At 62.2% G+C, this 25,972-nt stretch carries 21 protein-coding genes and 2 pseudogenes; 10 read left to right on the forward strand and 13 right to left on the reverse strand.

The annotated features are described in order from the left end of the window. Positions 1-105 precede the first annotated feature (105 nt). Both AB8A23_RS14940 and AB8A23_RS14945 read right to left on the reverse strand, forming a co-directional pair. On the reverse strand, positions 106-1,101 hold the full coding sequence (locus AB8A23_RS14940; RefSeq protein WP_439059263.1) for an alpha/beta fold hydrolase: 996 nt from the start codon (positions 1,099-1,101) through the stop codon (positions 106-108). A gap of 9 nt (positions 1,102-1,110) precedes the next feature. Continuing rightward, positions 1,111-2,652 carry a WS/DGAT/MGAT family O-acyltransferase gene (locus AB8A23_RS14945; protein WP_439059261.1) on the reverse strand — a complete coding sequence of 514 codons (1,542 nt, stop codon included), beginning with the start codon at positions 2,650-2,652 and terminating at the stop codon, positions 1,111-1,113. 491 nt (positions 2,653-3,143) lie between these two features. Between AB8A23_RS14945 and AB8A23_RS14950 the strand changes: the two genes are divergently transcribed. Further along, entirely contained in the window at positions 3,144-3,632 is a 489-nt protein-coding gene (locus AB8A23_RS14950) for a phasin family protein (protein ID WP_231079957.1), read from the forward strand. A gap of 104 nt (positions 3,633-3,736) precedes the next feature. Here the strand turns inward: AB8A23_RS14950 and AB8A23_RS14955 are convergent, their stop codons facing one another. The 5 genes and pseudogenes from AB8A23_RS14955 to AB8A23_RS14975 all read right to left on the reverse strand — a co-directional run bounded on the left by AB8A23_RS14955 (position 3,737) and on the right by AB8A23_RS14975 (position 8,423). Beyond that, positions 3,737-4,162: a DUF4399 domain-containing protein gene (locus AB8A23_RS14955; protein WP_089265122.1), complete on the reverse strand. Its 426-nt coding sequence runs from the start codon at positions 4,160-4,162 to the stop codon at positions 3,737-3,739. Between the two features lie 27 nt (positions 4,163-4,189). Beyond that, positions 4,190-4,849 (reverse strand): formylglycine-generating enzyme family protein, encoded by a 660-nt coding sequence (locus AB8A23_RS14960; RefSeq protein ID WP_439061206.1) that lies wholly within the window; start codon positions 4,847-4,849, stop codon positions 4,190-4,192. Between the two features lie 438 nt (positions 4,850-5,287). Continuing rightward, positions 5,288-5,722 (reverse strand): annotated as a pseudogene (locus tag AB8A23_RS14965) (adenylate/guanylate cyclase domain-containing protein); the annotation flags it as partial. A 210-nt stretch (positions 5,723-5,932) separates the two neighbouring features. Beyond that, entirely contained in the window at positions 5,933-7,510 is a 1,578-nt protein-coding gene (locus tag AB8A23_RS14970) for a fatty acid--CoA ligase (RefSeq protein ID WP_439059257.1), read from the reverse strand. Positions 7,511-7,619: 109 nt separating this feature from the next. After that, positions 7,620-8,423, reverse strand: a complete 804-nt coding sequence (locus AB8A23_RS14975; protein WP_439059255.1) for an AraC family transcriptional regulator — start codon at positions 8,421-8,423, stop codon at positions 7,620-7,622. Between the two features lie 240 nt (positions 8,424-8,663). Here AB8A23_RS14975 and AB8A23_RS14980 point away from each other — a divergent pair, with 240 nt between their 5' ends. Beyond that, entirely contained in the window at positions 8,664-8,957 is a 294-nt protein-coding gene (locus AB8A23_RS14980) for a hypothetical protein (protein WP_439059253.1), read from the forward strand. Between the two features lie 65 nt (positions 8,958-9,022). Here AB8A23_RS14980 and AB8A23_RS14985 read toward each other — a convergent pair whose 3' ends face one another. Beyond that, complete coding sequence (locus AB8A23_RS14985) at positions 9,023-9,895, reverse strand: SDR family oxidoreductase (RefSeq protein ID WP_089265117.1); 873 nt, start codon at positions 9,893-9,895, stop codon at positions 9,023-9,025. A gap of 112 nt (positions 9,896-10,007) precedes the next feature. Here AB8A23_RS14985 and AB8A23_RS14990 point away from each other — a divergent pair, with 112 nt between their 5' ends. The 6 genes from AB8A23_RS14990 (at position 10,008) to ppc (ending at position 18,376) form a co-directional block, all read left to right on the forward strand. Then, positions 10,008-10,817 carry a crotonase/enoyl-CoA hydratase family protein gene (locus AB8A23_RS14990; protein WP_439059251.1) on the forward strand — a complete coding sequence of 270 codons (810 nt, stop codon included), beginning with the start codon at positions 10,008-10,010 and terminating at the stop codon, positions 10,815-10,817. 177 nt (positions 10,818-10,994) lie between these two features. Beyond that, positions 10,995-12,533, forward strand: coding sequence for an acyl-CoA synthetase (locus AB8A23_RS14995; protein ID WP_439059249.1), 1,539 nt, complete (start codon positions 10,995-10,997; stop codon positions 12,531-12,533). Between the two features lie 16 nt (positions 12,534-12,549). Next, complete coding sequence (locus AB8A23_RS15000; RefSeq protein WP_439059247.1) at positions 12,550-13,350, forward strand: transporter substrate-binding domain-containing protein; 801 nt, start codon at positions 12,550-12,552, stop codon at positions 13,348-13,350. Positions 13,351-13,410: 60 nt separating this feature from the next. Further along, a complete protein-coding gene (locus tag AB8A23_RS15005) occupies positions 13,411-14,409 on the forward strand; it encodes a tripartite tricarboxylate transporter substrate binding protein (protein ID WP_439059245.1) in 999 nt (332 codons plus the stop codon). A gap of 5 nt (positions 14,410-14,414) precedes the next feature. Continuing rightward, positions 14,415-15,338 (forward strand): DUF1932 domain-containing protein, encoded by a 924-nt coding sequence (locus AB8A23_RS15010; RefSeq protein WP_439059244.1) that lies wholly within the window; start codon positions 14,415-14,417, stop codon positions 15,336-15,338. A 260-nt stretch (positions 15,339-15,598) separates the two neighbouring features. Continuing rightward, complete coding sequence (gene ppc, locus AB8A23_RS15015; protein ID WP_439060521.1) at positions 15,599-18,376, forward strand: phosphoenolpyruvate carboxylase; 2,778 nt, start codon at positions 15,599-15,601, stop codon at positions 18,374-18,376. A 154-nt stretch (positions 18,377-18,530) separates the two neighbouring features. On the opposite strand, the pseudogene AB8A23_RS15020 reads toward ppc, so the two are convergent. Further along, a pseudogene (locus AB8A23_RS15020) lies at positions 18,531-19,840 on the reverse strand (SMP-30/gluconolactonase/LRE family protein). Between the two features lie 112 nt (positions 19,841-19,952). Here AB8A23_RS15020 and AB8A23_RS15025 point away from each other — a divergent pair. Continuing rightward, positions 19,953-21,185, forward strand: coding sequence for a tetratricopeptide repeat protein (locus AB8A23_RS15025; RefSeq protein ID WP_439059242.1), 1,233 nt, complete (start codon positions 19,953-19,955; stop codon positions 21,183-21,185). Positions 21,186-21,242: 57 nt separating this feature from the next. Here AB8A23_RS15025 and AB8A23_RS15030 read toward each other — a convergent pair whose 3' ends face one another. The 4 genes from AB8A23_RS15030 to AB8A23_RS15045 all read right to left on the reverse strand — a co-directional run bounded on the left by AB8A23_RS15030 (position 21,243) and on the right by AB8A23_RS15045 (position 25,409). Continuing rightward, positions 21,243-22,544, reverse strand: a complete 1,302-nt coding sequence (locus AB8A23_RS15030; protein ID WP_175366507.1) for an MFS transporter — start codon at positions 22,542-22,544, stop codon at positions 21,243-21,245. Positions 22,545-22,779: 235 nt separating this feature from the next. Next, the gene (locus tag AB8A23_RS15035) at positions 22,780-23,703 is read right to left on the reverse strand and encodes an SDR family NAD(P)-dependent oxidoreductase (protein ID WP_120291267.1); all 924 of its coding nucleotides are present in this window, start codon (positions 23,701-23,703) and stop codon (positions 22,780-22,782) included. Between the two features lie 148 nt (positions 23,704-23,851). After that, on the reverse strand, positions 23,852-24,991 hold the full coding sequence (locus AB8A23_RS15040) for a thiolase C-terminal domain-containing protein (RefSeq protein ID WP_439059239.1): 1,140 nt from the start codon (positions 24,989-24,991) through the stop codon (positions 23,852-23,854). Positions 24,992-24,995: 4 nt separating this feature from the next. After that, positions 24,996-25,409 carry a Zn-ribbon domain-containing OB-fold protein gene (locus tag AB8A23_RS15045; protein ID WP_439059237.1) on the reverse strand — a complete coding sequence of 138 codons (414 nt, stop codon included), beginning with the start codon at positions 25,407-25,409 and terminating at the stop codon, positions 24,996-24,998. 214 nt (positions 25,410-25,623) lie between these two features. Here AB8A23_RS15045 and AB8A23_RS15050 point away from each other — a divergent pair, with 214 nt between their 5' ends. After that, complete coding sequence (locus AB8A23_RS15050) at positions 25,624-25,956, forward strand: AtuA-related protein (RefSeq protein ID WP_068735784.1); 333 nt, start codon at positions 25,624-25,626, stop codon at positions 25,954-25,956. The last annotated feature ends 16 nt before the right edge of the window (positions 25,957-25,972 follow it).

A 25,972-nucleotide genomic window follows, 5' to 3' on the forward strand; every position in this document is an offset into this window, starting at 1 on the left:
AAGCGTTTCCTGTTGCGTAGGATGGGTAGAGCGTCTTCGCGAAACCCATCAAAATCCTGCACCCGGCCGTGATGGGTTTCGCAAGAGCTCTACCCATCCTACGGATCATCCAAACCGTCTTCGCCGCCAGTCGATCAGCACTTGGCTGACTTCGTCGGGCTTTTCCTGCTGGGTCCAGTGACCGCTGTCTTTCACCAGATATTTCTCCAGATCGGGAATGATGTTTTCCATGCCATCTGCGGAGGAGGGCGGCAGCACCGCGTCGTTCTCTGCCATGATCATTAGCGACGGCACGCGTACGGTGTGATCGAGCCCCTCGGCGCGCGCCCAGTTGGCGCTCATATTGCGATACCAGTTGATGCCGCCGGTGAAGCCGGATTCCTTGAAGGCGTCGACGAAGATCTTCTTTTCCTCGTCGGAGAGAATCTTCTGGCGCGGGTCCTTTGCGGGATCGTAGCCTGCCACCATTTGCGGAAATGCCAGATTGGTCTTTGACGACGCGCCGATGCCGCCGACCGGCGCTTCGCCAACATTGGCGTGCTTGCGCGGCATCGGCTTGCGCATGAAGAAGTCGAAGGCCTTGTCGACATTCTCGCCGAAGATGCGATCCGGCTCGTGCGCGGGATCCTGAAACTGGACGATATACATCGTCTCGCCGAAGCGCTTTTTATAGATCTGCAACGGATCGACCGGTGCGCGATCGGTGTGCGGCGTATTCACGCCGACCACGCCGGCGACGCGATCGCGATGCCGCAGCGGCATCTGCCAGACGATGAAGCCGCCCCAGTCGTGGCCGACGAAGATCGCCTTGTCGATCTTGAGATGATCGAGCAATGCGACGAGATCGCCGGTGAGATGTTCGATACTGTAGTCCTCGACCGCGTCAGGCCGCGACGTCGCGCCGTAGCCGCGCTGATCCGGTGCGATGACGCGGATGCCGGCGGCGGCCAGTGCCTTGATCTGGTGCCGCCAGGAGAATGCCATTTCCGGCCAGCCGTGGCACAGCACCACAGGCGGCGTGTCGCTCATGGGGCCGGCATCATAATATCCCATGCGAATGCCATTCAGCTTGGCGAACTGCAACGGGGGCATTTCAATCATGGTTATTCCCTAGCTGGCGGTCTTGAGAACGTCGGGCGGCGCAAACGCCGCCTGCAGCAGCGCGAATTCGTCCGGCATCATGTCGGCGAGCACCTGCACATGCGGGATGATGTTGGCGCCGGCGATGAAGCCGAAATCGAGCTGGTCGCGATAACTCTGCACGGTGATATTCAGCGCCAGCCCATGGGTGGCGATGGATACCGGGAAGATGTGCAACAGCTCGGCGCCGGCCGCATAGAGTGTCTGCCGCGGACCGGGCACGTTGGACACCGTGATGTTGGCCGCCGGCGGCAACACGTCGGAGAGGTTGGTGCGGCTGTAAAGCAGCGCCAGGATCTGCACCATGATCGGTGCGCCCAGCATGGAGATGTTGGAGACCTGCGGCATCAATGCGCGTAGCGGATGCGACATCTCCTTGGACTTGGTCGATTGCGCGATGATCGCTTCCAGCCGCTCCTTTGGGTCCTCGATATTGCTGGCGATCGAGCAGATCATGCCGAACACCTGATTGTTGGAATCGGTGTTGCCTTCCTCGCGCAGCGAGATCGGCACCGCGGCAGTCAGGGACTTGGCGGGCAGGGCGCCTTTTTCCTTGAGGTAGCGCCGGACAACGCCTGACGAGAGCGCCAGCACCACGTCATTGAGTTTGCCGCCCGCCTGCTTGGCTACGGCCTTGGCCGCCGACAGCGGTACCGACACGCCGGCAAAGCTGCGCTCCGAGGAGATGGTTTTGTTGAGCAGCGTCGGCGGCGACAGCATACTGTTGAGATTGTCGCGCGATTTCGGATCGGCGATTTTGGCCATCACGTCGGACGCGCTCTTCACCATAGTCGGGATCGAGCCGGCGAATTTCACCGCACTCTCGATCTGGAACATGGCGTTGTCGAACAGGATCGAGCCGATATCGCTCTTGCCGGAGCGCGGCAGTTCGATGCCTTTTCCGGAATTCTCCAGCGGCTGACGCCAGAGCTGCTGGTAGGAGTCGATGAAGCTCGCTGCGATATCGCGCGGCTCCTGACGCTGCTTGGCGCGCACTTCCGGCTTTTCGATCTCGCGCGGTATCGGCGTCACGTCATAGATCATGCTGGTGAGGGCCGCACCGGCGCCGCCATCGATGCAGGCATGGTGCATCTTCGAATACAGGCCGATCTCGTTGTCCTTCATGCCCTCGAAAACATAGAACTCCCACAGCGGCCGGGCGCGGTTCAGCAGCTTGGCATGCATCCAGCCGACGATGCGCTCCAGCGTGGGACGGTCATGGGGCGCGGGCAGGCTGCCGCGGAAGATGTGACGATCGATGTCGAACTGGTCGTCCTCGACCCAGGAGGGATGGTCGATATCCAGCGGGGCCTTTTCCAGCCGGGCCTTGAGGATCGGCGCCACATGGAGGCGCGAGGCGATCATCGCCTTGAAGTCCTCGAAGAAGTCGCCCTTGTAATCCTCGGGCAGGCGAAAGATCGCCATGCTGCCGACATGCATCGGCATCTCCGGCGTTTCCAGATACAGAAACGACGCGTCCATTGAGGACAGCTTCCTGCTGGCTTCCGCCATGATACGTCCCTCCCTCGCATGGTCACCGACGCCTTTGCGGCGCTCTACCGATGAGTGTGCCTGCGCGCGGGGCGAATATGCAATGGCAAAGGCGAGGCCGGACACCGGCCAGGCCCACGACTTAAGGCTGGGGTCGTCGAGGCGTTGGGAGGTCGGTTTGCCGACTTAAAGGGCAGGTGCCATTTGCCTTGCCCAGTTGGATATCCGAAGAATCCGCGGCTCGAAATGCTAAATTATAAAGCTAAATCAACACGTCGGTTACTCTCCTGTTTCAGATCTCTGGCGGTAGCCCGTTAATGCATCAGGCGCCGCCTGATTACCGGGCATATCACGGGTTTGTGATGTTGCGATGCACCATAGATGTTGCAGTGCATTATTTACTATGTCATAGAAGTTGCACCCCGGGCCCACAACGGCGGGACGGGGTGAGCCGAGCCTGAGTGCAAGCATGAGCTTTGCAGAGGCGGCCCAACCCGAGGATGGAGACGAACATGACGATCGAAACCGAAACCAATTCCGTGCTGAACAACGTCAAGCAGGCTTTCGCGCCCGTCACCGAGGCGTTCACCAAGCTGCAGAATCTGGAAGTGCCCGAAGCGACCCGTGACTTCGTCAAGCGCGCTGCCGGCACTGCCAAGGACAAGGCCGCCGACTTCCAGGCCAATTCCGAGAAGGTGACCTCCGCCATCGAAACCGCTGTGTCGAACTCGGTCTCCGAGGCGACCAAGATCAGCCGCAACGTTCAGGACGCGTTCTATGCCGACGTCCAGTCGTTCTTCGCTGGCATCGACAAGCTCGCTTCGGCGAAATCGCTGACCGAAGCCTTCCAGGTGCAGACCGATCTCGTGCGTGCCCATGGCGAAGTTTTGAGCTCGCGCGCCAAGGCGTCGACCGAATATCTCGGCAAGCTGGTGTCGGAAGGCGCCAAGAGCGCGCAGGACAACTTCTCGAAGGCGACGTCGTTCGCCAAGACCGCCTGATCCACACGCGATCAAGCGACATGAATTCGAAAGGCCCGCGCAAGCGGGCCTTTTTTTCGTCGTTCCGCCAGAGCAGGCCGTGCGTCCCGGCATCGGAAGCACGCTCACTTGATTGTCACGGTGATCTTGTTCGAGACGATGGGCGGGTTGAAGGGATAATGAGCGCCGTCTCCCAGCACGAGCTGGAGCGTATGTTTGCCGGGGGGCAATTCTATGCGTGCTTCGGTCTGGCCGGCTCCGAAATGGAGATGCGACTTGTCCTGCGGGATCGGCTCCTTGGGATCGAGCGGGTCATTCACATCGATCAGCAAATGATGATGGCCGCTGTTCTGGAAATTATCGCCTGCATGAGTGACGCCCATGTTGCGTAAACCGAAACGACACCAGAACCCGCCCTTGATTACCGCTTTGTCCTGCGGCCACACGAAATAGAGGACCGCATCCTTCGGTGCGGACTTTCCTTGCGCATGGACTGCAAGGGGCGCCGTTGACAGCATGGCGGACAACACGATGAGCCCGGTGATCCTCATGACGCAGCCTTTCCTTCGGGGGCGGTCTCAGGACGAAATGGCAATCCGGAAGCCGTGGGTCGGATATCGCACATTGGTGTCGTAGCCATCGCGGCTTGCGGGTCGGACGTAACGCGCATCGTTTTTCCAGGAGCCCGATCGAATGACGTGCGAGACGCAGTCGTTCTCGACCCATGGCGCGCCGTTCTGCGGGGCACCCTGATAGTTCTTGTGCCAGCAATCCTCTGTCCATTGATTGACGCCGCCACCCATATCGTAGAGCCCGAACGGATTTGGCTTCAGACTGCCGAGCTTGAGCGGCTGTTCGGCGGCGGCGTCCGTGCAGTTCTTGCAATTGGCCATGCCGGGCTGGAGCTGATCGCCCCACCAGTATTTCGTTTGCGTGCCGCCACGCGCGGCATACTCCCATTCAGCTTCGCTCGGGAGCCGGAAGGCTTTTTGCGTTTCCTTCGCGAGCCATGCGACAAACTGCTTGGCATCGGTCCAGCTCACATCCGTGACCGGAATGTCGTCCCGCCCTGTCACCAGAAACGCGCATGCATTCGCAGCAGCGCACGCGTTCCATTCCCGAACCGAGACCGGATACTTGCTGATAGCGAAGGGCTTGATCGTGACCTGGTGGACCGGCTTTTCCGATATGTCGTCATTGCTGCCCATCGCGAAGGTCCCGCCAGGGAGCGGGATCATGACGGGCTCTATGACCGGCTTTGGTGGTGCTGGCGGCGGAGGCGGGGCAGGCGTTACCACCGGAGCAGGTTCAGGCCGGGCTTGCTTGGCGGCGGGCGCGGGCGCTGATCGGGTGCTTGCATTCCCAGTCTCTTGCGGAGGCGTTACGGGAGCTGACGCCTGATTGCCGATTTCACTGCGCGGATAAGTCTTCATGTACCAGACGCCGGCGCCTGCGAGAGCCAGCAGGATGGCGCAAAACGAAACGATCAGAACATGTTCACGCCGCTTCCGCGCCTTGTTGAATGCCGCGGGATCAGGAAGCACCCGGTAAACGCGCACCGGATCGGTAATGTTCTTGATCTTGCGGTCTCCAAGCGACTCGTAGCCGCAGACGAGCTTGTGCTTGATCTGCTCGTAGATGCCACCCGAGATGTACACTTGGCCGGGGTCGGCGATCCCCTCGAGGCGCGCAGCGATATTGACGCCATCGCCGAAGACATCATTGGGCTCGATGATCACGTCTCCCAGATTGACGCCAATGCGATATTCGATCCAGGAGCTCTTTGGCAGCGCGGCGTTGCGTCCGATCATGCTTTGCTGGATGACGATACCGCATCGAACGGCTTCGACCGGACTATCGAATATCGCAATGAACCCATCGCCAGTCCTTTTGACGAGTTTGCCGTCGTGCTCGGTAATGCTCGGCTCGATGAGGTCACGCTCGATGCGCTTGACGCGCGCATGCGTTTCTTCCTCGTCGAGTTCCATGAGGCGGCTATATCCGCAGATGTCCCCCACAACGATCGCCGCAAGGCGACGCGGCGTTCCGACGCGCGGGGTGGCAGGGTCCTTACCCCTGCCTGAACTGATGTCACGAATCTCGCCGCGCATGACTTCGCGCCTCTACAACGGACACACGAGGTTCACTAGTTCGGTCGACCGTCATGACGCTACGCTCAACGTCTCCGTCAGACAATTAGCTGAAAACGCAAATTGGCTGATCCCGGAGGAGCCGCGCGGTAGCGAGATGACGACGTTCCTCGCATTCGCTGTATCGATATACCCGGCGCCGATAGAATGCGGCGGTAGCTATACAAGTTCTCAGTTCACCTGCCGCTCTTTCCCCACCCAATAGGGATCGCGCAACTGCCGTCGCAGGATCTTGCCCGATGCATTGCGTGGCAATGCTGCGATGAAGTCGATCGTCTTCGGCGCCTTGAATCCCGCGATGCGCTCGCGCGTGAACTTCATCAGGTCGGTTGCGCCGAGCTCCTTGCCGGGCTTCAGCACCACCACGGCCTTCACCGCTTCGCCCCATGTATCGTCGGGAATACCGATGACGGCGACTTCGGCGACATCCGGATGATCGCAGATCGCGCTCTCGACTTCGGCGGGATAAATGTTCTCGCCGCCGGAGATGATCATGTCCTTGATACGGTCGTGGATGTAGAGGAAGCCGTCTTTGTCGAGATAGCCGGCGTCGCCGGTGCGCAGCCAGTTGTCGCGGCCGAGCGTGCGCGCGGTGGCGTCCGGCAGATTCCAGTAGCCGACCATGTTGGACGCCGAGCGCGTCGCGATCTCGCCGACCTCGCCCATAGGCAGCTGTTTGCCGTCGACATCGAGGATGGCGATTTCGATTCCCGGTAGCGCCTTGCCGGCGGAACGCATGCAGTCGCGGCCCTCGACGTGATCTTCCGGGGCGAGCACCACGATGGTACCGGTGGTCTCGGTCATCCCGTACATCTGCACGAAGCCGCAGCCGAACACGCTGATGCATTCCTTGAGCAGGGCGGCGGGGATCGGCGATGCGCCATACATGATGTAGCGCAACTTGCTGAAATCCATCTCCCGCGCACGCGGCTGCCGCACGATGAACTGCATCGCCGCCGGCACCAGGAACAGTTTGCTGATACCGTAGTCCCGGAAGAAATCCAGTATCTTGTTGGGATCGAACTCCCGCGCGATCACGCTCTTGGCGCCGTGATAGAGGCCGAACACCGCCCAACCGACGCCGCCGATATGAAATACCGGCATCGCCACCAGCGACACATCGGTGTCGGTCCAGACGTTCCAGTCCGGGTTCTCGTCGGTGCCGCCGATGCGCAGCAGCGACAGGAAATTCTGATGCGACAGCATCGCGCCTTTCGGCTTGCCTGTCGTGCCCGACGTGTAGAGCTGAATCGCGACATCGTCCTTGGTCATTGTGAGGTTCGGGTCGCGCTCGCTCTGCGCGTCGCGCCAGGCCGTAAAGTCCTGCCACTCGGTTGCGCCGCCTTCCATGGTCATGACGATGCGCACGCCCGGCATTTGCGGCTTGAGGCTGCGAACGAGATCGACGAATTCCGGTCCGACGAACAGCACCTGTGCCTTCGCGTCATCAACGATGAAGGCGATCTCCGGTCCGGCGAGGCGCCAGTTCACCGGCGCCGTCACCACCTTGGCGTTCACGGCGCCGATCAGCAGTTCGATGAAGAGGTCGCTGTTCTTGCCGAGATAGGCGATGCGCTCGTTCGGCTTGACGCCGAGCGCGATCAGCCCGTTGGCGACGCGATTGGCATTGCGATCGAGTGATCTGTAGCTGGTCTCGCGGCCCTCGAACACCAGCGCAATTGAATCGCCGCGCGTCTGTGCTTGCGCGCGAATGACATCGGCCAGCGTGGCCGCTTCCGCAACGGACATGTGTCTCCCTCCCTCAGTTTATTAGTTGCGGTGAGTGTGCGGGCGTCCGGGAGGACTGACAAGACGGGAAAGGTGCTGCGGTGCGGTGAGACAGGTGCCGGGAGGTCGTTCAGCCGACGTTGCGCGTCCTGCGCTGTTTTGCAAAATAGCGCGCGGGCGGCTCGCCAAACGCCCGTCGAAACATCGCGATGAAGTTGCTGGACGTGGCATAGCCGAGCGCTTCGGCGACATCCGCGACGGGTTCATTGGTGGCCAGCCGTTCCAACGCCAGCGTGAGACGCGCCTGCTGCCGCCACTGCGTGAAGCCCATGCCGGTCTCCGTCATGAAGATGCGACGTGCCGTTCGTTCCGACAGGCCAGCCCATTCGCCAAGCTCATGCAGCGTGCGCGCGTCATGCGGCCGCCGGATCAGCGCATTGGCGATACGCAAGGCGCGGATATCCGTCGGCATCGGCAGATGCAGCGGCTCCTGCGGCGCACCGCGGATTTCGTCGAGCAGCACCGCCACGACGCGCGTCTGCGCCGGCGTGAGCCGATCCGCATTCGTCCAACCCGCAGCGCGTCTGACGAGCGCGCGCAGCAGATCGCTGACACCCATGACGCAGGGCTGCGACGGCAATGTCCGGCTCGCGGCCGGCGTCAGGAGTACGCCCCATCCGCTCAGTACACCGCTCAGGGTCACCTTGTGATGGAGCCCGGGCGGCAGCCAGCCGATGCGCTGCGGCGGCAGTAGCCACGAGCCCTGTTTCGTGTGCAGGCGGATCAATCCGCTTTCGATACAGAACAACTGGCCGCGGCGGTGATGATGCCAGTCGAGTTCGCGGGTGCCGAGCCGAAATGCATCACCGGGCTCATCGCTGCCCCAGATAGCGATTGCGGATGGTCCGTCGAGGCGCTCGGTGAGCGAGGTCATGACACCATGCCTTTTCAGAACCGCTCCAGCCTGGCCGGTTCTCATTATTTTGCGTCCGAATGTCGTTAACGGGTTTGAGCGACCGGGTCTATCTCCGCATGCAGATCAACGAACAGTCAGGAGACGACGATGAGCCTCGATAGCGGTGCCTTTCTCATTCACGATGTTGCGGCCTTCCCGATCGTGTGGGTCCGGCATGATGAGCTTCAGCCGGGAAGTGCGGCGCAGTGGGAGGTCGAGATGGACGATCTCATCGGCCGCAAGCAGCCTTTCGTCATGATCATGGCCAGTCATCATCATGATGAGGCGCATGAAGATCGCAAAGCGAGGGGGCTTTGGCTCAAGCGCAACAAAGCGACGCTCGCGCTGCTTTGCCGTGCCATTATTGCCGTCGAGCCGAATGCCGTCACACGCGTTCTCGTGGAGGCCCAGTCGGCACTTGCGACGAAGGCGTTCGGCATCAGTTCCGCGGTGGTCGCATCCGAAGACGAGGCCATGAGGGTTGCGCGCGAGCGGTTGCAGGTTGCGCGTTGATCAAAAAAACAAAGCGAGGCCTCCCGCATGGGAGCCTCGCTGCCGGTCGAATTATTTTGCGGCCCTTACCCCCGCTGCGCCTTGTCCTTTTCGTTCTGCGCCTTGATGCTGTCGCGTGCCTGGATCCATTCGGCATCGGACCAGTCGCGCAGCTGATAGAAGTTGCCGCCCATGGCGAGCGCCTGCGCGCCGTCCATGGCGATGGTCTCGCCTGATATCCAGTCGCAGCCGCCGGAGATCAGAAACACCGCGAGGTTCTGCAGCTCTTCCATCTTGCCGACGCGGCCCATCGGGTTCTGCGCGCGGGTGCGCGCGCCGGCCTCGTCGCCGGGCTTGATGCGCTTGCTCATGCCTTCGGTGGGAATCTCGCCGGGCGCGATGGTGTTGAGGCGGATGCCGTAGCGGCCCCATTCGGTGGCCAGCGACATGGTCATGGCATGGATCGCCGATTTGCTCATCGCTGACGGCACCACATAGGGGCTGCCGTTGCGTACCCAGGTCACGGTGATCGAGACCACATTGCCCGGCACCTTGTCGGCGATCCAGCGCCGGCCGACTGCATGGGTCATGTAGAACGTGCCGTGCATCACGGTATTGGCGACCGCGTCGAAGCCGCGCGCCGACAGGTCCTGCGTCCGCGAGATGAAATTTCCGGCGGCGTTGTTGATCAGGTCGGTGAGGGGACCATCGGCCCAGATGCCTTCGATCATCGCATCGACCGCCGCGGCGTCGCGGATGTCGACGCCGTGGCTGGAGACCTTGCCGCCAAATTCCGCCATCAGCTCGGTTGCGGTCTCGTCGCATACAGCCTTGCGGCGACCGCAGATATGCACTTCGGCGCCGAGTTCGAGGAATTTCGCCGCCATCGATTTGCCGAGACCGGTGCCACCGCCGGTGACGAGGATTTTTCGGCCTGCGAGGAGCTGCTGATTGAACATGGGAGGGTCCTGCTTTAAGAGGATGCGGACGGGTTAATTAGTTGATTGACTAAACCCGATACCGCTTGCGTGTAAAGCGGGAAGAAAAACAAGTCTAGGAAGGAAACCACCCATGGAAGACCGCATCTCTGTGTCCATGACGGATGGCGTTGCCGATGTTCGCCTCGTCCGTGCGGACAAGATGAATGCGCTGGATGCTGCGATGTTCGCGGCATTGGTCGATACCGCCGAGCGCCTGAGCCACGAGAAGGGCCTGCGCGCGGTGGTGCTGTCCGGCGAGGGCCGGGCGTTCTGCGCCGGCCTCGACATGGGACGATTCGCCGCGATGAACGACAATGGCGGCGACGGTATCGGCGGCGCGCAGAAGCGCGACCTGTCACTGCGCACCCACGGTCTTTGCAATCACTCCCAGCAGGCAGTGTGGGGCTGGCGTCAATTGCCGGTGCCGGTCATAGCGGCCGTGCACGGCGTCGCCTTCGGCGGCGGCTTCCAGGTCGCGCTCGGCGCCGATATGCGCTTTCTCGCGCCGGACACGCGCATGTCGGTCATGGAAATCAAATGGGGCCTGGTGCCCGACATGGCGGGCACGCCGATCCTCGCCAGCCTCGTGCGCGACGACATCCTGCGCGATCTCACTTACACCGGCCGTATCTTTTCGGCGCAGGAAGCGCTGAGCTATGGCCTTGCCACGCGCATCTGCGACGATCCGCGTGCCGCGGCACTTGAGACGGCGCGCGAGATCGCCGGCAAGAGTCCGGATGCGATCCGCGCCGCCAAGCGCATGCTTAACAATCTCGCGGTCGATCCCGGCCCGGCGCTGCTCGCCGAATCCGTTGAGCAGATGAAGCTGATGGGTGGACCGAACCAAACCGAAGCCGTGCGTGCGAATATCGAGAAGCGTGCGCCGAAATTTGTGGATTAGCCCGCGACGTTCTCAGCCGTCATTGCGAGCCCTGAGAAAGTTGGACTTCCAACTTTCTTTGGGCGAAGCAATCCAGAAAGTCACAAACGAAGACTGGATTGCTTCGTCGCAAGGGCTCCTCGCAATGACGGCGAAGAGTTCATCAAAAATCAAAAACAAAAATCCGGAAACGTATCCATGTCGACAAACTCCCTCTTCCAAGGCGTCATCTCAGGTGATCGCCGCCGCGGCTTTGCCGAACTGACCGAACGTGCGAGCCGCATTGCCGGCGGGTTGTCGCGGCTTGGCGTCAAGCAGGGTGACAGCGTCAGCATCCTGATGCGCAACGACATCGCGTTTCTTGAAGCGGCCTACGCGGTGGCGCAGCTCGGCGCGTACGGCGTACCGGTGAACTGGCACTTCAAGCCGGAAGAGATCACCTATGTCATCAAGGATTCCGGCAGCAACGTCCTGATCGCCCATGCCGACATGCTGCATCAGCTGCGCGAGGCGATCCCGCAGGGCATCGTGTCGCTGAGCGTGCCGACGCCGCCGGAGATCATCGCCAACTACAAGATCGATCCCGCACGGCTCGGCACGCCGGACGGGGCCATCGATCTGGAATCCTGGCTGACCGAACAGGCGCCCTATGACGGCTTGCCGCAGCCGCACAACATGATCTACACGTCGGGCACCACGGGTCATCCCAAGGGTGTGCGCCGCTTTGCGCCGACGCCGGAGCAGGCCGCGTCAGCCGACCAGATGCGCGCACGCGTCTATGGCCTCAAGCCTGGCGCCCGTGCCTTGCTGCCCGGACCGCTCTATCACTCGGCCCCCAATGCCTTCGCGCTGCGCGCTGGGCGCCTCGGTGGCGCGCTGGTGATGATGCCGCGCTTCGATCCCGAAGAATTCCTGCGCGTGGTGCAGGACGAGAAGATCGACACCATCTTCATGGTGCCGACCATGTTCATCCGCCTGATGAAGCTGCCGGAGGACGTCCGCAAGAAATACGACATGTCGTCGCTGCGCCACATCATCCATGCCGCTGCGCCGTGCCCCGCCGATGTGAAGACTGCGATGATCGACTGGTGGGGACCGGTGATCTACGAATTCTACGGCTCGACCGAATCCGGCGCGGTGACCTTTGCGAATTCCGAAGACGCGCTGAAGAAGCCCGGCACCGTCGGCAAGATCGCCCCCGGCGCCGAACTGCGCTTCCTTGGCGATAATGGCGAGATCCTGCCGCAAGGCGAGATCGGCGAGATCTATTCGCGCATATCAGGCAATCCGGATTTCACCTATCACAACAAGCCCGAAAAGCGCGCCGAGATCGACCGCGACGGTTTCATCACTTCGGGCGATGTCGGTTATCTCGATGCCGACGGCTATGTCTTCATCTGCGATCGCAAGCGCGACATGGTGATCTCCGGCGGCGTCAATATCTATCCGGCCGAAATCGAATCCGCGCTGCATGCGCTGCCCGGCGTCCATGACTGCGCCGTGTTCGGGATTCCCGATGAGGAGTTCGGCGAGTCGCTGATGGCGGTGATCGAGCCGCAGCCCGGCGTGGTGCTCGACCTGGCGACAGTGCGCGCGGACCTCAAGAAGGCGCTGGCCGACTACAAAGTGCCGAAGCAGATGGAGATCCAGAGCAATCTGCCGCGCGAAGACTCCGGCAAGATCTTCAAGCGCCGGCTGCGCGATCCCTATTGGGCCAAGGCTGGGCGGACGATCTAGGAGGATGATGATGCGCGTGGCAACGGTTGGAAACAAACTTGCCGCGCAGATCGCGGCGATCGCGCTCCTGGTGGCAGCGTTTGCCGGTCCTGCAGTTGCCGTCGATCTCGAGCCGAAGCAGATCCTCGCACCATCAGGCAAGCTGCGTGTCGGGCTCTATCCGGGAACACCGACGTCTATTCTCGTATCGCAAACCGAAGGCCCGCGTGGTGTCGGTTACGATCTCGGCAAGGAGCTCGCGCGGCAATTGGGCGTGCCCTATGAGCCGGTGGTGTTCTCCAGGAATGCCGAGGTTCTCGAAGCGGTGAAGACAGGCGCCGTCGATGCCGCTTTCACCAATGCGTCGGCCGCGCGTGCGAACGACATGGATTTCGGCCCGTCTTATCTGGAAAGCGATCTTGGCTATCTCGTCGCGAGAGAGTCCAAGGTTGCGGGGCCCGATGATGTCGATGTCAAGGGCGTCCATGTCGGCGTCACCGCCGGAAGTTCATCCGACGCGGTGCTGTCGCGCGATTTGAAGAATGCCGAGGTCGTTCGCGTGCCGGCCATCAGGCTTGCGCCCGGCCTGCTGATGGCCGGCAGCATCGATGTGTTTGCTACCAACAAGGCGACACTGTTCGAACTCGCAGAGCAAGCGCCGGGGGCGAAGGTGCTGGAGGGACGCTGGGGCGTCGAGCGGCATGCCATCGCGATCCCCAAGGGGCGCGACGAGGGGATGGCATTTATCCGCAAATTCACCGAGGATGTGAAGGCGCAAGGACTGGTCGATGCGGCCATCGCACGATCCGGACTGCGCGCTGCGACCACAGCCAAGTAGCTATATCAATTAGCAACGACACGAGATTGTTGCGCGATATTACAAGAGGGACGACCACCCATGCCCGTGTCTTTGCCTGTTTCCTTGCTTGCGCCCATGAAACTGGCCATCGCCACGGCGGCTGCGCTGCTGTCGTTCACCAGCCCGTCGCTGCACGCCCAGACGTTTCCCAGCAAGCAGGTGACAATCCTGGTGCCCTATGCGGCCGGCGGCGCGGTCGACGTGTTGGCGCGGACCTTCGCCCAATCGCTGTCGAAGACCTGGGGCCAGCAGCCCGTGGTGGACAACCGTCCGGGCGCCGGCGGGATCATCGCCTCGCAGGCGCTCGCGAAGTCGCCGCCCGATGGCTACACGCTGATCCTTGTGGCGTCGGGCCACCCGCTCAATCAGTTCTTCTATCCGAAGCTGCCCTACGACACGTTCAAGGATTTCACCGCGATCAGCGAAGTCGCCTATTCGCCGCTGGCCATCGTGGTGTCGAAGGACAATCCGGCGAAGAACCTGCAGGAGCTGCTGGCGCAGGCGAAAGCCAAGCCGGACTCGCTGTCCTACGGCATGTCGGGCAATGGCACCTCGGCGCATCTTGCCGGCGAATTGCTGAACCATATGGCCGGCACGAAAATCGTCTCGATTCCCTACAAGGGCGGTGCGCCTGCGCTCACCGCGGTGATTGCCGGCGACATTCCCATGAGCATCAATCCGCTGCCCGAGATCGTCGGTCAGCTCGAAGGCGGCGCGGTGCGTGCCGTCGCGGTGACGACGGCGACGCGCTCGGCGGCGCTGCCCAATGTGCCGACGGTCGCCGAATCCGGTGTCGCCGGTTATGATACGGCGGTGTGGTGGGGATTCCTCGGACCTGCCGGCATGCCGGCCGATGTCGTGGCGAAGATCCATGCGGATCTGGTGACGGCGCTGAAGGATCCGGTGGTGCTGGCGGCGCTGAAGAAGATCGATGCCACGCCGGTCGGTTCCTCGCCGGCCGAGTTCGACAAGTTCATGCATGCCGAAGCGGACAAATGGGGGCCGGTGCTGAAGGCGGCAAACATCAAGGTCCAGTAAGCAATATGACTGAACGTTCGAACCAGTGGCACGTCGGCCTGATCGGCTATGGCGAAGTCGGGCGCATTCTCGCGGAAGACCTGCGCAAGCAGGATATCCGCGTCAGCGCCTATGATCTCAAGCTCGACGGGGCAGATGCCGGGGCGCTCTGCGACCACGCCGAGACCCATGGTGTCACGCTCGCATCTTCGCATGCCGATCTCGCCTCACGCGCGGATTTCATCGTCTGTGCGGTGACCGCAAGCCAGACAGTGCCAGCCGCGCAGGCCTGTGTGCCCGGTCTGAAGCCGCAGGCATGGTTTCTCGATTTTAACTCCGCATCTCCCGGCGCGAAGCAACGTGCGGCTGCGCTGATCGATGGCGCCGGCGGGCGCTATGTCGAGGGCGCGGTCATGACTTCGATCCCGCCATACCGCATCAGGGTGCCGCTGCTGCTCGGCGGCACCGGCGCGCGCGATCTCGCGCCGCTGCTCAACGTCATCGGCTTCGATGCGAAAGTCGCCAGCGACAGGCTCGGCGTCGCCTCGGCCACCAAGATGTGCCGCAGCATCATGATTAAGGGCCTCGAAGCCATGGTGATCGAGAGCTTCACCACCGCACGCGCCTATGGCGTCGAGGACGCCGTGATCGCCTCGCTGGTCGAGACGTTCCCGTCGATCGACTGGGAGAAGCAGGGCGCCTATTTCTTCCAGCGCGTCATCGAACACGGCCGCCGCCGCAGCGAGGAAGTCCGCGAGGTCGCCGAGACCGTACGTGAGATCGGGCTCACGCCATGGTCGGCCGAAGGCACGGCCGAGCGTCAGGGCTGGATCGCGGATCTCGCCGAAGACGGGCTGTTCGGCACCAAGGGCGAGGCGGGTTTCGCGCGCAGCGCGGACTGGCGCACCGAGGCGGATCGGATTCTCCGCAAGGTCAAGCCGAAGGGCTGAGTTCCGTAAACGTGGTTGTCGTCCCCGCCTAGTGCGCCTTCGGCGCACGCGGGGCGGGGACCCATACACATCGAGGCTATAGTTGAAGCGGGATCGCCGCGGCTCTGCCGTCTATATTTCTTTGTCGGAGGTTATGGGTCCCCGCCTTCGCGGGGACGACACCCGAGGAGGCGTCATCCGCCACACAACTTCGTCTTGCGTCGCAGCATGAGTTGCGACCAAATGGGGCGCCGGCAACTTCCTGGAGCGTCCTTGTGTCCCTGACCCTGTCCACCGAAGAACCCGCATCCCAGCGCGGTGACGATCCTGCTCACCAGGAGGCCGATGCCCGGTTGCGCGAGGACATCCGGCTGCTCGGCCGCATCCTTGGCGACACCGTGCGCGATCAGGAAGGCGAGGCGGTATTCGCCCTCGTCGAAAACATCCGCCAGACCTCGGTCCGTTTTCACCGCGACGAGGACAAGCTGGCGCGGCGTGAACTCGAAGCCATTCTCGACGGCATGTCGATCGCCGAGACCGTGCGCATCGTTCGCGCCTACAGCTATTTCTCCCATCTCGCCAATATCGCGGAGGACCAGAACAACATCCGCCGGATGCGAGCGCAGCGCGCGGATGCGGCCAACGCATCGGGCACGCTGGCCCATGCGGTGAAGCGCGCGCGCGAGGCCGGCATCGATGCCGCGCTGCTCAGCAAGTTCTTCGGACAGGCGCTGATCAGTCCGGTGCTGACCGCGCATCCCACCGAAGTGCGCCGCAAGAGCACCATCGACCGCGAAATGGAAATCGCGGCATTGCTGGACCGGCGCGAGCGCATGCAGCTCACCGCCGAGGAGATTGAGGCGTCGGAAGAGCAATTGCGCCGCGCCGTCGTGACGTTGTGGCAGACCAATCTGCTGCGCCGGAGCAAGCTCACGGTGCTCGACGAGGTCGCCAACGGATTGTCGTTCTACGATTATACGTTTTTGCGCGAGGTGCCGCGGCTGCATTGTGTGCTGGAGGACAGCCTGCGCGCGCAGGGCGGCGCTGCCGAACTCGGCTCGTTCCTGCGCATGGGCAGCTGGATCGGCGGCGACCGCGACGGCAATCCGTTCGTCACGGCAGATGTGATGCGCGGCACCATGATGCTGCAGAGCAGGCGCGCCTTCAGCTTCTATCTCGACGAGCTCCACGCGCTGGGCGCGGAACTGTCCATGGCGGCGCATCTCGCCGATGTTTCCGATGAGCTGCGCGCATTGGCCGAACGCTCCCCTGATCCGTCGCCGCACCGCGCCGGCGAGCCCTATCGTCTGGCGATCTCCGGCGTCTATGCCCGGATGGCGGCGACGGCCCATGCGCTCGAATTGCCGAACCGCCGCGCGGCCGTGGGCGATGCGCCGGCCTATGCATCGGCGCAGGAGTTCAAGGCCGATCTCGATGTGCTCGATCGTTCGCTGATCGCTGATAATTCCGCAGTCATCGCCCGCGGCCGGCTGCGGCAACTGCGCCGCGCGGTGGATTGCTTTGGCTTCTATCTCGCCAGTCTCGACATCCGGCAGAATTCCGCTGTGCATGAGCGCACCGTCGCCGAACTGATCGATGCCGCGATGCCCGGCACGTCCTATCTCGCGCTCGGCGAGGAAGCGCGCATCGCGCTGCTGACGAATGAATTGAAGAATGCGCGGCCGCTCGGCTCGCTGTTCGTCAAATATAGCGATGAGACGCTGGGCGAACTCGCACTGTTCCGTATGGCGGCGCAGGTTCATGCGAAATTCGGCGCGGCGGCAATCCCCCAATGCATCATCTCCATGTGCAAGGGCGTCTCCGACATGCTCGAAGTCGCGGTGCTACTGAAGGAAGTCGGGCTCGTCGATTGCTCCGGCCGCAGCGCCATCAATATCGTGCCGTTGTTCGAAACCATCGAGGATCTGCAGGCCTCTGCAGCCATCATGGACCGCATGTTCTCGCTGCATGATTATCGCAAGCTGGTCGACAGCCGCGGCGCGGTGCAGGAAGTCATGCTCGGCTATTCCGACAGCAACAAGGATGGCGGCTTCGTGACCTCCGGCTGGGAACTGTACAAGGCCGAGATCGAGCTCATCGAAGTGTTCGAGCGGCATCACATCCGGCTGCGGCTGTTCCACGGCCGCGGCGGCTCTGTGGGCCGCGGCGGCGGCCCGAGCCACGATGCGATCCTGGCGCAGCCCGGCGGCGCGGTGGATGGCCAGATCCGCATCACCGAACAGGGGGAAATCATCTCCAGCAAATATTCCAACGCCGAAGTCGGCCGCAACAATCTGGAAATCCTCGCCGCTGCAACGCTGGAAGCAAGCCTGCTGGCGCCAAAGCACAGCGCGCCGCGCCGCGAATATCTCGAAGCCATGGAGGAGATCTCCGAACTCGCTTTCAAAGCTTATCGCGGCCTCGTCTACGAGACCGAAGGCTTCGTCGATTACTTCTGGGAATCCACCGTCATCAACGAGATCTCGACGCTGAACATCGGCAGCCGTCCGGCCTCGCGCAAGAAGACCCGCGCCATCGAGGATCTCCGCGCCATCCCCTGGGTGTTCTCCTGGGCGCAATGCCGGTTGATGCTGCCGGGCTGGTACGGTTTCGGCAGCGCCATCGAGGCGTGGCTCGCCAATCATCCCGACAAGGGCATGGCCTTCCTGCAGGAGATGCACCGCGAATGGCCGTTCTTCCGCACGCTGCTGTCCAACATGGACATGGTGCTCGCCAAGAGCTCCATCGCCATCGCCTCGCGCTATGCGGAGCTTGTCGCCGACCAAAAGCTGCGCGAGACCATCTTTGGCCGCATCCGCGGCGAATGGCATCTGTGCATCGAGACGCTGCTGGATATCATGGAGCAGGAGCGCCTGCTGCAAAACAACCCGCTGCTCGACCGCTCGATTCGCAACCGGTTTCCGTATCTCGATCCGCTCAACCACGTGCAGGTCGAGTTGCTGAAAGAGCACCGCGCGAATAATCCGGACGAGCAGGTGCTGCGCGGGATTCAGCTGACGATCAATGGGATCTCGGCGGGGCTGCGGAATAGCGGGTAGTCGTCGAGGCGCTACGTCCAATCCCTACGTCATGGCCGGGCTTGACCCGGCCATCCATCTTCTCCGTTGCTTGCCGCAAAGCTGGATGCCCGGGTCAAGCCCGGGCATGACGTGGAGAGAGTTGCGCGAAGCCGCTGGCTGCGACGTGGGCCCCTCAACAGAAATGCGCGCCCTGCGTCTCCACATAGACCGCATAGAGTGACTGGCTCGCCGTCATGAACAGCCGGTTGCGCTTCTTGCCGCCGAAACACACGTTCGCGCAGGTCTCCGGAAGCTTGATCTGGCCGATGCGCTGGCCGTCCGGCGCGAAGATCTGCACGCCGTCATAGCCCTCGCCGACCCATCCGGCGCCGACCCAGATATTGCCTTCGGTATCGACGCGCAGCCCGTCAGGGAAGCCGGACTTGCGTCCAGCGTCATGTCGATCAGCGGCTTCGCATTGCTGAGCTTGCCGCCGTCCACGTCGTATTGCCACACCACATTCTTGGCATTGGGATAATGCGTGATGCCGGTGTCGCAGACATAGAGTTTCTTGTAATCCGGGCTGAACGCCAAGCCGTTCGGCTTGAACGGATCGTCCGCGACCTTGCTGATCTGGCCGTTCGTGGGGTCGATGCGATACGCTTCCTTCTGGTGCGGCTGCGTGACGCCCGCCGCGGCGCGCTGGCCCTCATAGAGATTGATGGCGCCGTAGCCGGGATCGGTGAACCAGATCGCCTTGTCGATCGGATTGACCACCATATCGTTCGGCCCGTTCAGCGGCTTGCCGTTGGCCTGTTCAGCCAGCGTCGTGACGCTGCCATTGTGCTCGAAGCGGACGAGGCGCGTGCGCTGCGCGGAAAGCTGGCGGCCCTCGGTGTCGAACGAATTCCCGTTACTCTCCTCGGATGGATAGCGGAAGCGCTCGGAGATGTGGCCGTCATCGTCGAGATAACGCAACTGGCGATTGGCAGGGATATCGCTCCAGATCAGATACTGACCCTGTGCATTCCACGCCGGTCCCTCCGCCCACAGGCAGCCCGTATAGAGCCGCTTGATGACGGTGTTGCCGACTCTCGCCTTGAAGCGATTGGCGTCGATGACGACGATATCGGGATCGGGATAGCGCTGCGGTTCCGCGCCGCGGTTGAAATTTCGCGCCAGCGCATCGGGCGCGATCAGCGATGTCGCGGCCATTGCCGCGGCGCCGCTCAGGATTTTTCTGCGACTGAGTGAGTTGGATATTGCGGCGGGTTGAACTGCGTCGTTCGCGTCGAGCTGAGTTGGCATCGTCGTCCTCCCGGCTTTTCTGGTTTTCTCCAGCCGTTGGCAGCAGTCTAAATACCGTTGCGACGTCGATGCTACACAATTCGATGCTGCCGCGCGGTCATGGCGGTGCACAAGCGCGCATCGCAGCGCAGTGAACGTTTTGATAGTTCCACGCGACCAATGGCCAAATCTCTCATACTGATGTGTGGTTCCCATGTCGTCGTTTTGCTGTCACATGCGCGTTGCAGTCGCTTCTGCAGCATTGCTGTTCGCCACATCATTGTCAGCGCACGCGGATAATGGATGTCGCCCGCCGATGGATCAGCGGATGATCGCAGGCTGTAGCGATATCATCGATCGTCCCGGCGCAACGGATGCCGAGCGCTCCGAAGCGCTTCGCCTTCGCGCCATCGGGAACTTCGAACTCGGCCATATGGAGGCGGCGCGCGCGGATTTTACTGCCTTCATCGCACTCAATCCTGATTTTGCGAAAGGCTATGGCGCGCGCGCCATGGTCCACAACCGCCTCGACGAATTCGATCTGGCTATCGCGGATGCTAACAAGGCGATCGCCCTCGATCCCACTTACGCCTCGGGCTTCGGCTCGCGGGCGAGCGCCTATGAATCCAAGGGCGATTTCGTGCGGGCGCGCGCCGACTATGACAAGGCGATTCGCCTGCAGCCGGACAATTCGTCCTACCATCGCGGACGCGGAATGTTGCGCAAGAGATTGGCCGACATCGATGGCGCGATCGCAGATTTCTCGGAAGCCATCCGCGTCGATCCGAAAGACTATGCGGCGTTCGCATTGCGCGGTAACAGCCGTGCCGCCAAGAAAGACTTTAGCAAGGCGCTGGCCGATTACGACGCTGCGCTGCAGATCAAGCCCGGCGACACCTATGCCCACCGTGGTCGCGCTGACGTCAGGATTCGACGGGGCGACAATGACGGCGCGATCGCGGATTTCGACGTCGTTCTGGCCAGCGATCCGAACGACGTCGGCGCCCATGTTGACCGCGGCATCGCCTTTGCGCGCAAGGGCGATTTTGCCGGCGCGATCCCGGACCTGGACGCGGCGCTAAAGCTGAGGCCGGACGATCCCGACACCCGTAACCGGCGATCGCATATGAACTTCATCGAGGGACATTTCGCCGAGGCTGCCGCCGACTTCGGCGATGTGGTCGAGAAGACGCCGCAATACGAACTGGGCAAGCTGCTGCGCTACATCGCGCGGGCGCGTAGCGGCGATTACGATATTGGCGAGCTGAAGCGCAACACTGACACGCTCGATCGGAAGGGCTGGCCGTGGCCGATGGTGGCGGTCTATCTCGGCCAGATGACCCGCGACGAGATGCTCGCCAAAATGAAGAACATGCCGCTCGACGACGACTTCGGCCCTTGCGGCGTGTCGTTCTATCTCGGTCAGTATCTGATGGTGAAGCACAAGCCGCAGGAAGCGTTGCCCTATCTGAAACAGGCAGCTGAGGTGTGCCGGGGCGATGGCGAATTCGAGCGTGACGCTGCGCGGAACGAGCTCAAGCGGCAGCAGGCGTCGAACTGACAAACAAAAAAGGGGCAGCGCCAGCGCTGCCCCTTTGAGATCGTCATGCGAGCGCGCTCAAACCTCGTGCTTGTCTGACACGAAGATCGCGATGAGCGTGATCACCGCGGCGGCGAGCACGTAATAGCCGATGTAAGCGAGCCCATAATTCGCCTGCAGCCAGGTGGCGATATAAGGCGCCAGCGAGGCACCGAAGATGCTCGCCAGATTGAACGTCATCGACGCGCCGGTATAGCGCACGGTGGTCGGGAACGGTGCCGCGAGTGCGGCGCCGATCAGGCCGTAATTGATGCCGAAGATCGCCAGGCCGATCAGCGCGAAGGCATAGATGCCCGCCACGCCGCCTGACAGCAGCGGCGCCAGGAAGAACGAGAACACGATCACCATCAGGCAATTGGCGATCAGCAGCGTGCGGCGACCGATCTTGTCGGCGAGCAGGCCAGCCAGAATGTTGGTGGTGCCGAAGGCGACGGCGCCGGCGATCTGCACCTTGAGCGCATCGAGCAGCGACATCTTCGCGATCCCGACATTGTAGGACAGCAGATAGGCCGTGCAGACATAGAAGAACACGAAGGTCATCAGACCGACCAGCGTGCCGAGCACGAGGCTGCGCTTGTGCTTGCGCAGCAGCTCCATGCTGGGGACGGCAACGCGCTCAGCCTTCTCGATTGCCTTCTGGAATTCCGGCGTCTCGGTGATCGACAGGCGCACCCACAGGCCGATGGCGATCAGCACGATGGAGGCGAGGAACGGCACGCGCCACGCCCAGCTCAGGAACGTTTCCGGCGAGACGAAGTGCAGCAGAATGAAGAACGTGCCGGACGACAGGAACAGGCCGAGCGGCGCACCGAGCTGCGGGAACATGGCGTACCAGTTGCGCTTGCCTTCCGGTGCATTCTCGGTGGCGAGCAGCACTGCGCCGCCCCATTCACCGCCGAGTCCAAAGCCCTGACCGAAACGGCACAGCACCAGCAGCAGCGGCGCAGCGAGGCCGATCTGCGCATGCGTCGGCAGCAGGCCTATCAGCACGGTCGAGATGCCCATGGTGAGCAATGCTGCGACCAGCGTGGTCTTGCGGCCGACGCGATCGCCGAAATGGCCGAACACGACAGCGCCGAACGGACGCGCAAAGAACGCGATCGAGAACACCGCGAAGGACGCGAGCAGCGCGGCGGTATCGTTGCCAGCGGGGAAGAACAGTTTTGGAAACACCAGCACTGCGGCGGTGGCGTAGACGTAGAAGTCGAAGAATTCGATGGTGGTGCCGATCAGGCTCGCCAGCAGAACGCGGGCGGGGGAATTCAGCGGCTTGGAATGCGGCATAGCCGCGGAGGGCATCGCGCCCGCGTGATCTGTCATGATGTTCGTCCAGCAAATGCGGTTTCGTCCGCACATGCGTGACGTCAAACCCGTTGATTGCTGGTGACATAGCCGGTCTTGGTCGGCGTTTGAATTCTTTATGACGAAATTAGCGCGATCTCGGGTCAGATAAGACCGCTATGCATAGCTATTTGAGTAATATTGTTTCGTTTTAAATTCTGGGTTGTAGAAATCGGCTCACGGGAGTGATGCTCCCGCGAGCCGACTTAAACGCTTAGACTGGATCCCAGCTGAAAATGTCAGCCGAGCGGTCGAGCTTGTAGAAGGACGACTTCAGCGCCGGCATGCCGTGTTCGGCGAGGCTCTGCGGGGTCCAGCCTTCGGCGCGATGGATGGAGCGCAGCGGGCGCGACTGGCCCATCAGGAAGATCTCGTTCATGCGCGCGGCAAAGATCTGCCCGGAGATTTCCTTGGCATCGTCAGAGAGCAGATGCGCCACCAGCGGTGCGATCTTTTCCGGACCCATGCGCTGCATGCGCTCGACGCGGGCCTTCTCGGCTTCGGTCTCGGTCGGGATGCTGCCGATCATGCGGCTCCAGGCGAAGGGCGAGACGCAGTTCGAATTGACGCCAAAGCGGCCCATGTCGAGCGCGATGGACTTCGACAGGCCGACGATGCCGAGCTTGGCCGCCGAGTAATTGGCCTGGCCGAAATTGCCGATCAGACCCGAGGTCGAGGTGAAGTGCACGAACGAGCCGGAATTCTGCTCGCGGAAATATCGCGCGGCAGCATGGGATGTATAGAACGAGCCCATCAGATGGACCTTGATCACCATCTCGAAGGCATCGATGGACATCTTGTGGAAGATCGCGTCGCGCAGGATGCCTGCATTGTTCACCACGCCGTCGATCTTGCCGTAGGTGTCTACGGCCTGCTTGATGATCTTGCTGGCCGGGATCGCTTCGGCAACCGACTCGAAGTTCGCAACGGCGGTGCCACCGGCTGCTTTGATTTCCTCGACGACCTGCTCGGCCGGAGCCGCGCCATCGCCGCCCGAACCGTCGGTGCCGACGCCGGGATCGTTGACGACGACCTTGGCGCCTTCAGCGGCGCAGAGTAGCGCAATGCCACGGCCAATGCCGCGACCCGCGCCGGTGACGACGATGACCTTGCCGTCGAGTGATTTGGTAGATGCCATGTGGTTTTCCTTTTGGTGGTGAATTCTGGCGAAATACTCTCAGTCGTCATACGCGGGCTTGACCCGCGTATCCATCTGTCTTCGCAAGATGCTTTTTCCGAAGAAGATGGATTGCCGGGTCAAGCCCGGCAATGACACCGAGTGTGAGTTACTTCTCGTTCGTAAAAATCACCGTGCCCGACGCGGCGAACATGCCGCCGACGCCGTGGCACACTGAGATCTTCGCGCCCGGCACCTGTGCCGGCGCGATGCCGCGCATCTGCCGTACGCTCTCCTGCAGCGCATACATGCCGTACATGCCGGAATGCATATAGCTGAGGCCGCCGCCATTGGTGTTCATCGGCAGCTTGCCGCCGGGGCGGGTGTTGCCGTCGGCGATGAACTTGCCGGTTTCCTCATGCGGCATGAAGCCGAGATCGCCGAGACCATACAATGGCAGATGCGCAAAGGCATCGTAGATCATCAGATGATCGACGTCCTTGTGCGCGATCCCTGCCTCGCGGAAGGCCGTCGGTCCGGCCACGGTGAAGGCGCGTGATGAATCGAAGGTCTTCATCTGGCTGACCATCGGCGTTTCTACGCTCTCGCCGGTGCCGAGAATATAGACCGGCTTGTTCGGGAAATCCTTGGCGCGATCCGCCGAGGTCAGGATCAGCGCGCCGCCGCCATCGGTGACGAGGCAGCATTGCAGGATGCGGAACGGATAGGCGATCATCTTCGAGTTCAGCACGTCCTCGACCGTGATCGGCGCCTTCATCATCGCGCGCGGATTCTTCGCCGCCCATTCGCGCTGGAATACGGCGACCGAGGCGATCTGCTCATGGGTGATGCCATGGGTCTTCATGTAGCGCAGCACCGGAATCGGGAACATGCTCGGCGGACCGTAGACGCCATAGGGCGCCTCGAACTGGCCTTGCAGGCTGTCGGCCGGAATCGAGCGCGGCAGTTTGCCGATCATCGACTTGCCGCTTTCGGCATGGGTGATCAGAACCGTCTTGCACAGGCCGGCTTCGATCGCCGCGGCCGCGTGGCGAACATGCAGCATGAACGAGCAACCGCCCACGGATGTACCGTCGACCCAGGTCGGCGTGATGCCGAGATAATGCGCGATCTGCTGCGGTGTCTCGACGGCTGTGGCGATGCCGTCGATGTCGGACAGTTTCAGCCCGGCATCCTTGATGGCGTTGAGCGCCGCATCCGCGTGAAGCTGGAGCTGCGACATGTTCGGGATGACGCCGAGCTCGGTGGTCTCGGCTGCGCCGACAACGGCGACTGCATTTCTGCGCATGATCTCAACCCCCAGCCGGACGGAATACGGGGAGGGTGATGGCGTCGTCGAGCTTCTCGAAGGCGACCTCGAGCTTCATGTCGAGTTCGAGCGCCTCCGGCGTCTGCGGGCAATCGATGATGTTGCTCATCAGCCGCGGACCTTCCTCAAGCTCGACCACGGCAATCGCGTAAGGCGGCGTGAAGCCCGGCGCAGCGGGGCGGTGATTGATGACGTAGCTGTAGAGGAAACCCTTGCCCGAGGCCTTGAACACCGACACCTTGCGCGAGGCGCAGCCGGGGCAGAACGGCCGCGGCGGAAAATACACATTGCTGCAATCGTCGCAGCGCTGCAGGCGGAGTTCGCCGGCTTTGGCGCCGTCCCAATAATGCTGGGTTTCCGGTGTCGGTTTCGGCCGCGCGCGGGCTGGTTCAGCCATGTGTGGTGTTCTCTCCCTTGGACGGGGATTTGGCCCCGTTCGTTGTCCTCTGGATGGACATTCCACATTCCACCGGGGGCGGTCCAGCGCGCGTGCTGCATGGCCGTATCTGCTCACTGCGGGACGACGTGGAATTCAGGTTGAAATACGTGCGAGGCTTGTCCCGCTGCAACCAGGCAGGGTAGGTTGGTACGGATGGTTCAGGGAGCATGACGTGAAGCTGCGCGAGATCGCCCATTCCCGCACAGGTGACAAAGGCAACATTTCCAACATCTCGGTAATTGCCTTTGACGCAAAGCTATATCCGTTGATAGTATCGCAGGTGACCGCCGCGCGCGTGAAGGCCCTGTTTGCGGGCATCGTCGCGGGCGAGGTGGTCCGCTACGAGCTGCCCAATCTCGCAGCGTTGAACTTCGTGATGGATCAGGCGCTTGGCGGAGGGGTGACGCGATCGCTCGCGCTTGATGCGCATGGCAAATCGCTCAGCTCCGCGCTGCTCGATCTGGAAATCGAGGACACTTTCGGCGATACCGACCGGGCGCCGTGACCACCTGCGGGTCCGG

Source organism: Tardiphaga sp. 619_E2_N8_4, from assembly GCF_051810905.1.
Classification (GTDB): Bacteria; Pseudomonadota; Alphaproteobacteria; order Rhizobiales; family Xanthobacteraceae; genus Tardiphaga; species Tardiphaga robiniae.

Excerpts from the sequence above, each read along its gene's own strand:
- AB8A23_RS14995 (WP_439059249.1), top strand. The coding sequence starts at position 10,995 with ATGTCGACAAACTCCCTCTTCCAAGGCGTCATCTCAGGTGATCGCCGC.
- AB8A23_RS14940 (WP_439059263.1), bottom strand. The coding sequence starts at position 1,101 with ATGATTGAAATGCCCCCGTTGCAGTTCGCCAAGCTGAATGGCATTCGC.
- AB8A23_RS15005 (WP_439059245.1), top strand. The coding sequence starts at position 13,411 with ATGCCCGTGTCTTTGCCTGTTTCCTTGCTTGCGCCCATGAAACTGGCC.
- AB8A23_RS14945 (WP_439059261.1), bottom strand. The coding sequence starts at position 2,652 with ATGGCGGAAGCCAGCAGGAAGCTGTCCTCAATGGACGCGTCGTTTCTG.
- AB8A23_RS15010 (WP_439059244.1), top strand. The coding sequence starts at position 14,415 with ATGACTGAACGTTCGAACCAGTGGCACGTCGGCCTGATCGGCTATGGC.
- AB8A23_RS15045 (WP_439059237.1), bottom strand. The coding sequence starts at position 25,409 with ATGGCTGAACCAGCCCGCGCGCGGCCGAAACCGACACCGGAAACCCAG.
- AB8A23_RS15030 (WP_175366507.1), bottom strand. The coding sequence starts at position 22,544 with ATGACAGATCACGCGGGCGCGATGCCCTCCGCGGCTATGCCGCATTCC.
- AB8A23_RS14975 (WP_439059255.1), bottom strand. The coding sequence starts at position 8,423 with ATGACCTCGCTCACCGAGCGCCTCGACGGACCATCCGCAATCGCTATC.
- AB8A23_RS14985 (WP_089265117.1), bottom strand. The coding sequence starts at position 9,895 with ATGTTCAATCAGCAGCTCCTCGCAGGCCGAAAAATCCTCGTCACCGGC.
- AB8A23_RS14990 (WP_439059251.1), top strand. The coding sequence starts at position 10,008 with ATGGAAGACCGCATCTCTGTGTCCATGACGGATGGCGTTGCCGATGTT.
- AB8A23_RS14980 (WP_439059253.1), top strand. The coding sequence starts at position 8,664 with ATGGACGATCTCATCGGCCGCAAGCAGCCTTTCGTCATGATCATGGCC.
- AB8A23_RS15040 (WP_439059239.1), bottom strand. The coding sequence starts at position 24,991 with ATGCGCAGAAATGCAGTCGCCGTTGTCGGCGCAGCCGAGACCACCGAG.
- AB8A23_RS14960 (WP_439061206.1), bottom strand. The coding sequence starts at position 4,849 with ATGATCCCGCTCCCTGGCGGGACCTTCGCGATGGGCAGCAATGACGAC.
- AB8A23_RS15035 (WP_120291267.1), bottom strand. The coding sequence starts at position 23,703 with ATGGCATCTACCAAATCACTCGACGGCAAGGTCATCGTCGTCACCGGC.
- AB8A23_RS14955 (WP_089265122.1), bottom strand. The coding sequence starts at position 4,162 with ATGAGGATCACCGGGCTCATCGTGTTGTCCGCCATGCTGTCAACGGCG.
- AB8A23_RS14970 (WP_439059257.1), bottom strand. The coding sequence starts at position 7,510 with ATGTCCGTTGCGGAAGCGGCCACGCTGGCCGATGTCATTCGCGCGCAA.
- AB8A23_RS14950 (WP_231079957.1), top strand. The coding sequence starts at position 3,144 with ATGACGATCGAAACCGAAACCAATTCCGTGCTGAACAACGTCAAGCAG.
- AB8A23_RS15025 (WP_439059242.1), top strand. The coding sequence starts at position 19,953 with ATGATCGCAGGCTGTAGCGATATCATCGATCGTCCCGGCGCAACGGAT.